Here is an 11,899-nt window from a genome sequence, read left to right on the forward strand (position 1 = left end):
GCCCGGCGCGCCGGAGGCGGTCTGCCCGACGAACGCCTGGGCCCGCAGTTGGGTGGTCCGGGTGAAGCGCAGCGCGGTGCCCGAGTAGAGCGGCGACTCCGCGGTGGGCAGGTTCCCGTCGGTGGTGTAGCGAATCTGCGCGCCGCTGACGGTGGTGCTCAACGCCACCGTCACCGCGCCCTGGAAGGTGCCGCTGGGCACCGAGAAGCCGATGTCGCCGACCAGGTCGTCGGCGGCGGCGGAGGCCGCGACGGTGGCCGCCGCCTCGGCGGCGCTGGAGATGGCGGCGCCGGCGGTCGGCTCGGCGCCGGCGGGTGACGGTGAGGGGGCGAGCAACCCGGCGACCAGTACGGCGACGGTTGCGATCGCGGCGGTGCGCAGTGGTGCCGCCGCGGTGCGGACGGTCAGACGCACGATGCCTCCTGAACGGATCGGTGGGGGGTGGTGGTCGGTGCGGTGCCCACCGGTGCGAAGCCGCCCTGGAAGTGCCGCCGCAGCGTGCGTCGCCACGGTGAGTCCGGCAGGTCCGGACGGAGGGCGGCCAGACCGGTGGCGTACTTGGAGATGCGGACCGGGCGCAGCCCGGCGCGCCAGAGCAGCCGGTCCGCCTGCGTGGCGGCGGAGCCGGTCTTGGTCTCGACCACCGCCAGGTCGGGCAACCGGAGGACGAGGTCGCCGTCCTGCCAGGTCAGGCCGGTGTCGATGGTGACCCGGCTGGCGGTGGCCGGCAGCAGCAGCGTGGTACGCCGGTAGCCGGTGACCAGGACCGGTGCCAGGCTGCTGCCGGCGGCGTCGGGCGCGACCGCCTCGCGGACCAGCGCCTCGTCCACGAACGCGCGGCCCGGGTCGACGGTGGCCCGGTGCTGCGGCTGGTAGGGCAGCCGGTGCTTGGTGATGCTGCCGCGCGCCCCGCTGATCTTGACTTCCAGCCAGCACTGGGCGGAGTCGAGGTAGGTGCGGGTCCGCACCTTGAACCGCCGCCGTCGCCGGTAGGCCGCACAGTGGTAGCTGGCCAACCGAGGGGTGTCGAAGTAGACCGACTCGTAGCGGAAGCTGCGCTCCCCGTCGATCTCCAGCACCTGCGCGGACGCGGTGAGCCGGTCCAGCAGGTCGGGCAACGCGTCGACCGGCACGACGTACTTGCGGTCCACCCTGGTCTGCAGGGCCGCCTGCCCGAGGACGTCGGCCAGGCCGACCGGGGTCATCGCCGAGACGACCGGGATGACGGACGCCCCGCTCACCGCTGGGCTCCCGCCGGTGCGGCGGTGCCGGCCGGGGACACGGTGCTGGCCCGGCCCTTCACCGAGTACCGGACGTCCACCACGGTGGTCTCGTTGACCAGGTCGAGTCGTTGCACGGTGACGACGTGCACTCGGCCGCCGAGGAGCTGTTCCAGTTGCGCGACGAGCGCGAGATGGTCGGTGACGGCCGAGTCGAGCACCAGGATCTGGTGCCGGTAGTGGCGTAGCAACCGGGGATGGTCGCCGAGGAACATCACCACCAGGATGAGACCCATCAGCCCGGCGCTGAGCCAGAGCTGGGTGGTGCTCAGCGCGCCGAGGATGCCCAGCGCCAGCGCCGAGAAGTAGTACGCGACCTCGTGCTGGTCCAGCTCGGTCGAGCGCAGCCGGATGATGGACAGGACGCCGAACAGGGCCAGGCCCAGCCCGAGCCCGGCGCCGACGTTGCTGGCGCTCAGGGCGCTCGCCACCGCCAGGACGCCGACGTTGACGCCCAGATAGGCGACGACGAGATCGCGGCGGCGGTGCCGGGGGAAATAGAGCCCGAAGACGAGCACGGCCACCGCGCCGATGTCGATCGCGAACAGGATGAGCTGCGACATCTCGTACGTTCCTCCTGGGTCGCCACCGCGCCGGCCGGCGACCGTCCACGGCACCTCCGACGCACCGTGCAGGACCGGCCGAACGCCTCTGAAATTTCCGGTGAACTTGCGGGAAGTAGTCCGGGAATATTAGACCGGTATATCGAAGCGGGTCAATAACTCTCTGTGTTCCCTTCCGGTGCGGTGGGCGAGCGGCGCCCACCGCCAGTCGTGCCTCTGTGGACGTCGGCGCTGGTCAGGGTTGCGGTCGGGGCGGGTCGCCGCCGTGGGGCGGTGAGGTGCGGGCGGCGGCGAGGTTCGGCCGACGGCGGTCCAGTCGGCGTGCCGCTGGGACGTCGCCGCTGGTCGGACCGTTGCCCACGGTGACGGAAGATCGACGAGTGACCGTCGAGGTGTGACCGGAATCGGACGCTGTGTCCGATGTGGGGGGTCCACCGTCTCCGGAAGTTTCAGTCGCCGGTCCCGTCGGTCGTGTTTCGCCGCTCCGTGCAGCGACGGGAGGGGTGCACAGGCTGCTGAAGGTCGGTCTGGGGCGCACGCCATCGCCACCGGTACTTGCGGAAAACTTCCGGAAGTCATTGACGGGCGTGAAATCCCGCTGAAATACTTCCGTCCAGTAAGGCCGATGCGGTCCCTTTGTCAGGGATCGCGGGCATCATCCCTATCCCGCGTGTCCGGAGTCATGCTGCCCGCCCTCGGGCCACCGGACCCGGAAGGAGCATGAGATGAGCAACGACTCTTCCCGCGCACCCAGGCGGCCGAGACGACTGCGGGCGGCTCTCGTCCTGTCCGCCGTCGGCATGCTGGCCGTGGCGGGTGCCGTGGTGCTGCCGGGCAACGCCAGCGCGGCGAGCACCCTCGGTGCCTCGGCCGCCGAGCGCGGCCGGTACTTCGGGACCGCCGTCGCGGTGAACCGGCTCAACGACTCGGCGTACACGACCATCCTGAACCGCGAGTTCAACCAGGTCACCGCCGAGAACGAAATGAAGATCGACGCGCTGCAGCCCAACCAGGGCCAGTTCAACTACGCCAACGGCGACCGGCTCGTCCAGCACGCGCTCAGCCGCGGCATGCAGGTCCGGGGACACACCCTGGCCTGGCACTCGCAGCAGCCGGGCTGGATGCAGAACATGTCCGGCACCACGCTGCGCAACGCCATGCTCAACCACGTGACCCAGGTGGCCACCCACTACCGGGGCCAGATCGCCTGGTGGGACGTGGTGAACGAGGCGTTCCAGGACGGGTCGAGCGGGGCCCGCCGCGACTCCAACCTCCAGCGCACCGGCAACGACTGGATCGAGGCCGCCTTCCGCGCGGCCCGCCAGGCGGACCCGAACGCGCAGCTCTGCTACAACGACTACAACATCGACAACTGGAACGACGCCAAGACCCAGGCCGTCTACCGGATGGTCCAGGACTTCAAGAGCCGGGGCGTCCCGATCGACTGCGTCGGGCTCCAGTCGCACTTCACCGGCGGCTCGAACTACCCGAGCAACTACCGGACCACGCTGTCCAGCTTCGCCGCCCTCGGTGTCGACGTGCACATCACCGAGCTGGACATCCGCAACGCGCCGACCGACGCGTACCGCAACGTGGTCAACGACTGTCTCGCCGTGGCGCGCTGCAAGGGCATCACCGTCTGGGGCATCCGGGACTCCGACTCGTGGCGCTCCAACGAGAGCCCGCTGCTGTTCGACGGCAACGGCAACAAGAAGGCCGCCTACGACGCGGTGCTCACCGCGCTGAACAACGGCAGCCCCGGCACCGGCAACCCGACGCCCACGCCGACCACCCCGGCGCCGGGCGGCTGCACCGCGACGATCACCCCGGGCCAGGTCTGGGGCGACCGCTACAACACCTCGGTGACGGTCAGCGGGGCCAGCACCTGGTCGGTGGTCGTCGTGATCACCTCGCCGCAGCGCATCTCCGCCACCTGGAGCGGCAACCCCACCTGGGACAGCAGCGGCAACGTGATGACGATGCGCTCCAACGGCAGCGGCAACACGTTCGGCTTCACCACGTCGACGAACGGCAACTCCTCGGCCCGCCCGCAGATCCGGTCCTGCTCCGTCGGCTGACGACGAGCCGTACGGCCGACTCCACCACCACGCGAGCGCCCGTCCCCGAGACCCGGGGGCGGGCGCTCGCCCGTGCGCGTCAGGCGTGGCCGGTCGGGCGGTAGTCGAACCAGTCGAAGGCGGCGCTGCCCTCGGTCACATAGAGGCCGAACACCCGACCGGTGAAGCCGGCGGCGACCTCGGTGGACAGGTAGCGCCCGTCGAGTTCGGCGAGCACGACCGGCCCCTGCTCGGTCAGCACCTCGAAGCCGACCGTGTCGCAGGCGGCGGGGCGTACGCCGAACGGCGCACCGGGGGCGGTGACCTGTTCGGCGGCGGTCACGGTCGGCGGGAGCAGGTCGTCGGTCCGGGTGGCGATGCTCAGCGTGACCGGGCCGGCCGGCACCGGCAGCTCGCCGAAGACCTGACGGAACGGCCCGACCCGGCCGACCACCCGGACCAGCCCGTCGGCGACCTCGATGTCGTAGTGGTGGGCCTCGTCGATGCGTACCGTCAGCCCGGCCCGACCCGTGCCCGGGTCGACCCGCACGGCGGCGCGGCAGTCGTGGTGCTGCTGTCGGCGGGCCATCATGGTGACGCCGGCCCGGTCCAGGGTCGTGCCGGCGGCCCGCAGGGTGAGCCAGCCGGGCCGCTCGGTCAGCGACCAGGCGTCCGCGGGTCGGTCGCGCAGTGAGATCCACTCCGGCGCGAGCACGGCGGTGTCGAAGTCGTCCCGGTACGCGGCCGGGCCGGGCGGCGCGGCCAGAGCGGGCGGACTTCCGGCCGGAGCGGAGGTCACCTCCTGCACCGGGTCGACCACCGGCCAGTCGTCCTCCCAGCGCACCGGCACCAGGAACGTCTCCCGCCCGAGCACGTGGTAGGGCGGCCACTGGCCCTTGGCCCGGATGCCGAGCAGCACCATCCACCAACTGCCGTCGGTCGCCTGCACCAGGTCGGCGTGCCCGGTCGCCTGCACCGGATGACCGGTGCTGCGGTGGGTCAGGAACGGGTTGGCCGGGGCGGGCTCGAACGGGCCCCGGACGCTGCGCGAGCGGGCGACGGAGACGGCGTGACCGGTGTGCGTACCGCCCTCGGAGACCAGCAGGTACCACCACTCGCCGATGCGGTAGAGGTGCGGCGCCTCCGGGTACTGCCCGCCGCTGCCGGACCACATCGACACCGGGCCTTCGAGGACCTTGCCGGCCTCGGGGTCGATGCGGTACGACGCCACCCCGGACAGGGTCAGCCAGCAGTCGCCGTTGTCGTCCCAGGCCAACGAGGGGTCGATGTGCGGCAGGTCGAAGTAGACCGGGTCGGACCACGGCCCGGCCGGATCGGTGGCGGTGACGAGCAGGTGCCGGCCGATGCTGACGTTGGTGGTGACCATCCAGAACCGACCGTCGTGGTAGCGGATGGTCGGCGCGAAGACGCCGCCCGAGGCGTGCGCGTCCGGTGGCAGGTCGAGCTGACTGCGGCGGTCCAGCACATTGCCGATCTGCCGCCAGGTGACCAGGTCCCGGCTGTGGAAGACGGGTACGCCGGGGAAGTACTCGAAGCTGGAACAGACCAGGTAGTAGTCCTCGCCGGCCCGACAGACGCTGGGGTCGGGGTGGAATCCGGCGACGACGGGATTGCGGAACGTGGGGGCAGCGGACACCTCGGGGTCACCCTTCGTCGTCTGGGCGAAGCAACTATCCCGGTCGATGTTATGCGCCGGCGGGCGGCCCGCCCGTCACTCCGGGAGATGGCCGCGCAACAACTCCACGGTGCGTTCGTACAACCGGTCCTGGACCTCCGGGTCGACGGCCTGGGGGTGCGGCGTGCCGGGTACCCGCTCGTCGTAGTAGGTGCCGTTGTCCTCGCGCTGCGCCGCGACCCGCACGACGGTGTCGGCGGCCTGCTCCGGGCGTTGCCCGTCGACGGAGAACATCGCGTGCAGCAGGCCGGTCGAGATCACCCCGGGGTGCAGGCTGACCACGTCCAGCGAGGGCGACGGCCGGTTCCGGGCCAGCCAGCCGGTGTACGTCACCAGGGCGAGCTTGGCGTGCGCGTACGCGGCCGACGGGGTGTACGCCTGCCGGGTCAGGTCGAGGTCGTCCAGGTGCAGCGTGGCCGAGTGATGGGTGGCGGACACGATGTTGACGATCCGTCCCCGCTCGTGGCCGGCGACCAGGTCTATCAGGTCGGTGGTGAGCAGGAAGGGCGCCAGGTAGTCGACCTGGAAGGTGATCTCGTTCCCGGCGTCGCTGACCGTCCGGGTGGCCGGCGCGGGACGGCCCGCGTTGTTGATCAGGACGTCGATCGGATCGGTCGTGACGCGGATCCGCTCGGCCAGCCGGGTGACCTCGGCGAGATCGTGGTAGTCGGCCGTCACGTACGTCAGCTCGGCATCGCGGCGTTGCCGGGACCGCACCTGGTCGAGCAGGTCGGCGACCTCGCTCTCCGGCTCCGGGCCGTGCAGGACGAGACTGCCGGGCCGGTCGGCGATGGCCAGCGCGGTGGCACGGCCGATGCCGCTCGTCGCACCGGTCAGCACGACGGCGGCGTCCCGCAGCGCGTCGGCGTGCTGTCCTGTCGGCACGACCTGCTCCCGTCGTCGTCGAACCCCGGGCGGTGGACGGCGTTCCCGCAGCGGCACCGGCGGCATCGGTGATGAACCTAGCGGCTGTCGTCGGGGCGATGGTGCGGTTGGCGAGTTTCGCCGACCGGGACCGGTGCCCCCGGCCGACGGGTGTGCCGCGTGTTGACGCCTGTTCGACGGTTGTCGTACCTTCACAAAAGATACTCATCGATGTCGGGTGTGGTGATCGGGCCGGTGTCGCACCCCCGGCGGCCTCTCGGGCACGGGCCGCGGGCTCGATGGATCGGATCCCTCAGGACCTGCGCATACGCGTGTCCTGGACGTCATCTGTGCCGCCGGCCGGCTCTCCTGTCGCGATCGCACGCACGAACGGCGGGGTCGAACCCGGCCGGTGTGAGCGTGAACAGTGCGGGTCCCGCGCGGCGGTCCGACCTGAAGGAGACAGCAGTGCTGAATCGACGACGTCTCGTTCCACTCGCGGCCACCGCGGCCGTGACGATCCTCCTCGCCGGTGCCGGGGTCGCCGCGGCCCACGCGGCAGCGGTCGGCTGCGCCGTCCGGTACGCGGTGTCGGCCCAGTGGCAGGGTGGCTTCAACGCCGACGTGACCGTCACCAATCTCGGCGACCCGGTGTCGTCCTGGCGGCTCACCTGGTCGTACCCGGCCGGGCAGCGGGTGGCCCAGGCGTGGAACGCCACGGTGACCCAGAGCGGTACCCAGGTGACCGCGGTGAACGTGGCGTACAACGGCGCGCTCGGCACCAACGGCACGGCGAGTTTCGGCTTCAGCGGCTCGTGGAGCGGCAGCAATCCGGCGCCGACCTCGTTCGCCCTGAATGGCGTCACCTGCACCGGCTCGACCGGTCCGACCAACCCCACACCGACGCCGACCACCTCGACGCCGCCCGGTGACTACCCGCCGACCGGGCGGCTCTGCAACAGCAGCGACCTGATCGACATCGGCAAGTATTGGATCCCCAACAACCAGTGGGGTGGCAGCTCCGGTTCCGGGAGCCAGTGCATCTGGTCCAACGGCGGTTCCGGCAGCCAGATCCGTTGGGGCACCAGTTACACCTGGGGTGGCCAGGCCGGCACGGTGAAGTCGTACGCCGCAGCCATCCTCGGCTGGCACTGGGGATGGCGTCGGCCGAACACCGGCCTGCCGGTGCAGGTCTCCGCCAACCGCAGCGTCAACACGAGCTGGCAGTTCAGCGTGACCTCCAACGGCACCAGCAACATGAACGTCGCCTACGACATGTGGTTCCACCCGATGGCCAACCCCGGTTCGGCGGACCAGCCCACCGACGAGCTGATGATCTGGCTGTACCGCTCCAACGCGTCTCCGGCCGGCAGCCGGCAGGGCACCGTCACCATCGGCGGCACCACCTGGGAGGTGTGGCGCGGCTACGTGGGCACCTGGAACGTCTACTCGTACGTGCGGACCAGCAACACCACCAACGCGACGCTGAACATCCGTGACTTCGCCAACGACGTGGTGTCCCGTGGCTGGATGAGCAGCTCGAAGTACCTCACCAGCGTCCAGGCCGGTCCGGAGATCTTCACCGGCAGTGGTGAGGTGGTCACGAACTCCTACTCGGTGACCGTCAACTGACGCGGCCATCGAAAGGCGTCATTGACCGAAACGGTTAACACTCTTTAAGATTCTGCTGCCTCGAGGAACCCACCCGTCCATCCGTACGCCCGTCCGGCGCCGACGACCATCGGCGCCGGACGGCGGCACGACGCCGTGATCCGCACCGGGAAGGCCCTCGATGTCCTCACCACGTCCACGCCCCCGTTCGGCCCTGGCCGCCGGTCTGCTCGCCCTGGTCACCGCCGGAGCGACCCTCGCCGTCACCCCGACCGCCGCACACGCCGTGGTCCTGCCGAACAACTTCAAGAGCGTCGGCTACATGCCGTCCTGGACCGGCAACGTCAACTCGGTCCAGTACGGCAAGCTCACCCACATCAACTACGCGTTCGTGCTGCCGAACAGCAACGGCACCCTGCGGCCGGTGGAGAACCCGAGCAAGCTCTCCTCGCTGGTGTCGCTGGCCCGGGCCAACAACGTCAAGGTCTCCATCGCGGTCGGCGGCTGGAACGACGGCGACGACAGCGCCTTCGAGGCTCTCGCCGCCAACGCCGGTACCCGCACCACGTTCGTCAACAGCCTGGTCTCGTTCGTCAACCAGTACGGCCTCGACGGCGTCGACATGGACTGGGAGTACCCGGACCCGGGCGCCTCGGCCGCCAACTACGCCCTGCTCATGCAGCAGCTCGGCAACGCGCTGCGCCCGCAGGGCAAGCTGCTGACCGCCGCCGTGGTCGCCGAGGGCTACTACCGCGACGGGGTGCCGACCTCGGTCTTCAACCACGTCGACTTCCTCAACATCATGGCGTACGACGGCGGCAGCCCCCACGCCAACTACGACTGGTCGATCAACGCGGTGAACGGGTGGAAGGCGCGCGGACTGCCGGCCGCCAAGGCCGTCCTCGGGGTGCCCTTCTACAGCCGGCCCGGCTACTACACGTACACCCAGCTGGTCGGCATGGACCCGGCCAACGCCAACCGGGACTGCACCACGGTAGGCGGCGTCCAGCAGTGCTACAACGGCATCCCGACCGTCAAGCGCAAGACCCAGTGGGCGATGGCGAACGCCGGCGGGATGATGAACTGGGAGCTGACCCAGGACACCAGCGGCTCGACCTCACTGGTCAGCGCGATCTACGACACCGTCATGGGTGGCGGCACCCCGCCGCCGACCGGCCGGACCGGGCCGATCACCGGCATCGCCGGCAAGTGCGTGGACGTGGCCGCCGCGAGCAGCGCCAACGGCACGGCCGTGCAGCTCTACACCTGCAACGGCACCAACGCGCAGAGCTGGACGGTGGCTTCCGGCGGCACCCTGCGGGCCCTCGGCAAGTGCCTGGACGTGGCCAGTGCGGGCACCGCCAACGGCACGCTCGTGCAGCTCTGGGACTGCAACGGCACCACCGCGCAGGTCTGGCAGGCCCAGTCCAACGGCACGCTGCGCAACCCGGCGTCGAACAGGTGCCTGGACGCCACCGGCAACAGCTCCGCCGACGGCACCCGGTTGCAGATCTGGGACTGCTTCGGCGGCGCCAACCAGGTCTGGCGCCTGCCGGCCTGATGCGCGTCGGGTGACACCGGGGGGTTCAGGAGGGATGATCCTGTCCCGAACCCCCCGGCCCGATCACGGATGCGGCGAGATGGCGGACGTCAGAGATCCAGCGGCGAGAGCCGTCTGGGGTCCCGCGATCCCGACCACTGACGGAACTTGTGGGTCGAGGCTCAGCCGCGGAGTTCCCAGCTTCCGCTCGCCACTTCCTCGTTCGACTGGCAGAAGACCGTCGAGACCGTGCCGCCAGGGCGCTTCCACGTGCCGTACCTGGTGGTGTAGTTCTCGCTGCCGATGCGGTAGCAGCGGGCCCTGGCGCGGTACTCGCCGGTGCCCTTGCTGCAATAGACCGCGTAGGTGTTCTGGTACTCCAGGTTGTACGCGCCCGAGCAGCCGCTCGGCGCGGCCTGGGCCGCGCCGGGAACCAGGACGAGTGCCGGTGCCAGCAGTGCGGCCAGGGCGCCCGTGCGCAGGCCAGCCTTCAGTGCGGTGTTCATGTGTACCCTCCGACGGATCGTCGATGGGCGCCCAACATTGAGTTGAGGAGCCCCCGTGATGGCTCGATCACCTGTTGTCGATGATCGAGGCCGACACTACAGCGATCCACGTGACTGCGCTGACCCGCTTCCGGGCGCTACGCGACCACCATGCTGCGGGCCTGGGTGAGGCCACCGACCATCTCCCGCAGCGCCGCGACGATCGACGTCTCGATCTCCGGACGCAGCCGGGAGACCGGGACGGAGATGCTCACCGCGTCCACCGCCGGGGACGACAGCGGCACGGCCATCGCGAAGCAGACGATGCCCTCGGCGTTCTCCTCCCGGTCGACGGCGTGTCCGGTCGCCCGGACGTCGGCCAGCGCGGCGTGCAGGGCGTCGCGGTCGCAGAGGGTGTGCGGGGTGAGGCGGGGCAGCGGCCAAGTCAGCATCGTGTCGACCGTCTGCTCCGGGTGCCCGGCCAGCAGGGCCTTGCCGAGGGCGGTGGCGTGCGCCGGCAACCGTCGGCCGATCGCGCTGTAGAGCCGCAGCCGGTGCACCGACTCCCGCTTGGCCAGATACACCACCTGGTCGCCGTCGAGCCGGCCGAGGTGGACGGCCTCGCCGAACCGGCGGGACAACTCGTCGAGGACGCCGCCGAGCAGACCGACCCGGTCGTCCCCGTCGAGATAGGCGGCGCCGACCCGCAGGGCCCGCAGGCCGAGCCGGAACCGGGTGCCGGTGTCGTCGGTCTGCACCCAGCCGCGAGTGGTCAGCGTGCGCAGCAGCCCGTGCAGGCTGCTCTTGGGAATGCCGAGGGCCCGTGCCAGGTCGCCCAGGGCCCAGGAGCGCGGCTGGTCGGCGAGCAGTTCGAGCAGGTCGAGGGTGCGCCCGGCCGACTTGACGGGCTGGAACTCCTCGGGCGCGGTGGGCACCGGCCCACTCTAGCGAAGCCGGTACGCCTCAAGTAAGGTCACGTACGTGACTAACGTTCAAGGATCTGAACAATCTGATCGCGGATCGGGACGACTCGACGTTGGACGGGTGCTGCCGGTGGTGGTCCTCGAGGACGCTCGGCACGCCGATCCACTCGCCTCGGCGCTGGTCAAGGGTGGTCTGTCGGCGATCGAGGTGACCCTGCGCACCGCCGCCGGGCTGGACGCGATCAAGTCGGTGGCCGGGCGCGGAGATCTCACGGTCGGTGCCGGCACCGTGCTCACCGCCGAGCAGGCCGAGCGGGCCGTGGCCGCCGGTGCCCGGTTCGTGGTGACCCCCGGTTTCGCCCCCGCGGTGGTGCGCTTCTGCCAGGAGGCCGGCGTGCCGGTCTTCCCCGGCGCGGCCACCGCGACCGAGATCCAGATGGCCGTCGACGCCGGCCTGGACGTGGTCAAGTTCTTCCCCGCCCAGCAACTGGGCGGCGCGCCGATGATCAAGGCGCTCGCGGCGCCGTTCCGCGACATCCGGTTCATCCCCACCGGCGGCATCACGCCCGCCGTGATCGACGAGTACCTTGCCCTGCCCGCCGTGCTGGCCGTCGGCGCGACCTGGATGGTGGCGGCGGACCTGATCGCCGGTGAGCAGTGGGACGAGATCACCAGCCGGACCGCCTCGGTGGTCGCGGCGGCGGGAGGTCGGGCATGAGCGAGCAGAGCGAGCGAATCATCGGGTTCAGTGCGGTGGTGCCTCGTGGTGGCACGCAGCGGAGCGGAGTGCCGGCATGAGCGAGCAGAGCGAGCGAATCATCGGGTTCAGTGCGGTGGTGCCTCGTGGCGGCACGCAGCGGAGCGGAGTGCCGGCATGAGC

The 11,899-nt window shown here is 70.7% G+C and carries 10 protein-coding genes and 1 pseudogene; 4 read left to right on the forward strand and 7 right to left on the reverse strand.

Features of this window, described 5'->3' with window-relative positions; genetic code table 11:
- Positions 1-18: 18 nt before the first annotated feature.
- From ACWDVW_RS27565 to ACWDVW_RS27575, 3 genes and pseudogenes are all read right to left on the reverse strand, one after another.
- A pseudogene (locus ACWDVW_RS27565) lies at positions 19-510 on the reverse strand (chitobiase/beta-hexosaminidase C-terminal domain-containing protein); the annotation flags it as partial.
- Positions 405-1,241, reverse strand: coding sequence for a polyphosphate polymerase domain-containing protein (locus tag ACWDVW_RS27570; protein ID WP_449954424.1), 837 nt, complete (start codon positions 1,239-1,241; stop codon positions 405-407). The gene ACWDVW_RS27570 and the pseudogene ACWDVW_RS27565, both read right to left, overlap by 106 nt.
- Positions 1,238-1,843: a DUF4956 domain-containing protein gene (locus ACWDVW_RS27575; RefSeq protein ID WP_449954426.1), complete on the reverse strand. Its 606-nt coding sequence runs from the start codon at positions 1,841-1,843 to the stop codon at positions 1,238-1,240. The genes ACWDVW_RS27570 and ACWDVW_RS27575 overlap by 4 nt, the downstream gene beginning before the upstream one ends.
- 725 nt (positions 1,844-2,568) lie before the next feature.
- Between ACWDVW_RS27575 and ACWDVW_RS27580 the strand changes: the two genes are divergently transcribed.
- On the forward strand, positions 2,569-3,921 hold the full coding sequence (locus tag ACWDVW_RS27580; RefSeq protein ID WP_449954429.1) for an endo-1,4-beta-xylanase: 1,353 nt from the start codon (positions 2,569-2,571) through the stop codon (positions 3,919-3,921).
- A gap of 79 nt (positions 3,922-4,000) precedes the next feature.
- On the opposite strand, the gene ACWDVW_RS27585 is transcribed toward ACWDVW_RS27580, so the two are convergent.
- Positions 4,001-5,557 (reverse strand): glycoside hydrolase family 43 protein, encoded by a 1,557-nt coding sequence (locus tag ACWDVW_RS27585; RefSeq protein ID WP_449954432.1) that lies wholly within the window; start codon positions 5,555-5,557, stop codon positions 4,001-4,003.
- Positions 5,558-5,632: 75 nt separating this feature from the next.
- Positions 5,633-6,481 carry an SDR family NAD(P)-dependent oxidoreductase gene (locus ACWDVW_RS27590; RefSeq protein WP_449954435.1) on the reverse strand — a complete coding sequence of 283 codons (849 nt, stop codon included), beginning with the start codon at positions 6,479-6,481 and terminating at the stop codon, positions 5,633-5,635.
- Positions 6,482-6,928: 447 nt separating this feature from the next.
- On the opposite strand from ACWDVW_RS27590, the gene ACWDVW_RS27595 reads away from it, so the two are divergent.
- Together ACWDVW_RS27595 and ACWDVW_RS27600 are read left to right on the forward strand one after the other, a co-directional pair.
- A complete protein-coding gene (locus ACWDVW_RS27595) occupies positions 6,929-8,092 on the forward strand; it encodes a GH12 family glycosyl hydrolase domain-containing protein (protein ID WP_449954438.1) in 1,164 nt (387 codons plus the stop codon).
- Between the two features lie 160 nt (positions 8,093-8,252).
- Entirely contained in the window at positions 8,253-9,632 is a 1,380-nt protein-coding gene (locus ACWDVW_RS27600; protein WP_449954440.1) for a glycosyl hydrolase family 18 protein, read from the forward strand.
- A 161-nt stretch (positions 9,633-9,793) separates the two neighbouring features.
- Here ACWDVW_RS27600 and ACWDVW_RS27605 read toward each other — a convergent pair whose 3' ends face one another.
- Together ACWDVW_RS27605 and ACWDVW_RS27610 are read right to left on the reverse strand one after the other, a co-directional pair.
- A complete protein-coding gene (locus ACWDVW_RS27605) occupies positions 9,794-10,117 on the reverse strand; it encodes a hypothetical protein (protein WP_449954443.1) in 324 nt (107 codons plus the stop codon).
- Between the two features lie 137 nt (positions 10,118-10,254).
- Positions 10,255-11,031 carry an IclR family transcriptional regulator gene (locus ACWDVW_RS27610; protein ID WP_449954445.1) on the reverse strand — a complete coding sequence of 259 codons (777 nt, stop codon included), beginning with the start codon at positions 11,029-11,031 and terminating at the stop codon, positions 10,255-10,257.
- Between the two features lie 46 nt (positions 11,032-11,077).
- Here ACWDVW_RS27610 and eda point away from each other — a divergent pair, with 46 nt between their 5' ends.
- Positions 11,078-11,737, forward strand: coding sequence for a bifunctional 4-hydroxy-2-oxoglutarate aldolase/2-dehydro-3-deoxy-phosphogluconate aldolase (gene eda, locus ACWDVW_RS27615; RefSeq protein WP_449954447.1), 660 nt, complete (start codon positions 11,078-11,080; stop codon positions 11,735-11,737).
- Positions 11,738-11,899: the final 162 nt, after the last annotated feature.

This window comes from Micromonospora sp. NPDC003241 (assembly GCF_053589795.1).

Bases quoted from the DNA above. Each gene is read 5' to 3' on its own strand.
- ACWDVW_RS27575 (WP_449954426.1), bottom strand. From the start codon at position 1,843: ATGTCGCAGCTCATCCTGTTCGCGATCGACATCGGCGCGGTGGCCGTG.
- ACWDVW_RS27580 (WP_449954429.1), top strand. From the start codon at position 2,569: ATGAGCAACGACTCTTCCCGCGCACCCAGGCGGCCGAGACGACTGCGG.
- ACWDVW_RS27600 (WP_449954440.1), top strand. From the start codon at position 8,253: ATGTCCTCACCACGTCCACGCCCCCGTTCGGCCCTGGCCGCCGGTCTG.
- ACWDVW_RS27605 (WP_449954443.1), bottom strand. From the start codon at position 10,117: ATGAACACCGCACTGAAGGCTGGCCTGCGCACGGGCGCCCTGGCCGCA.